The organism is Borborobacter arsenicus, from assembly GCF_003934165.1.
Taxonomy (GTDB): Bacteria; Pseudomonadota; Alphaproteobacteria; order Rhizobiales; family Rhizobiaceae; genus Pseudaminobacter; species Pseudaminobacter arsenicus.
Genome location: NZ_RKST01000116.1, coordinates 1 through 335, shown reverse-complemented (window position 1 = coordinate 335; position 335 = coordinate 1). Strand labels below are relative to the sequence as shown.

1 protein-coding gene is annotated in these 335 nt (G+C 64.8%); it reads right to left on the bottom strand.

Translation table 11 applies throughout. The annotated features are described in order from the left end of the window. Positions 1-335 (bottom strand): formate--tetrahydrofolate ligase (locus EET67_RS25460; RefSeq protein ID WP_128628930.1); only part of this gene is annotated, 335 nt, incomplete at both ends.

Sequence of the window (335 nt, the reverse complement as noted above, 5' to 3'; positions counted from 1 at the left end):
TTCTTGACGCCGCCATTCATCTTCAGCGCCCGCACCGTCGCCACGATGACGGCGGCCGAAGGCTTCAGCCCGGCCTTGCGGCACTTGATGTCGAAGAACTTCTCGGCGCCCAGGTCGGCGCCGAAGCCGGCTTCGGTCACCACATAGTCGGCAAGCTTGAGCGCGGTCGAGGTCGCCATCACCGAGTTGCAGCCATGGGCGATGTTGGCGAACGGGCCGCCATGCACGAAGGCCGGGTTGTTCTCCAGCGTCTGCACCAGATTGGGCTGCAGCGCATCCTTGAGCAGCACCGTCATGGCGCCATTGGCCTTGAGGTCGCGGGCAAAGACTGGGGT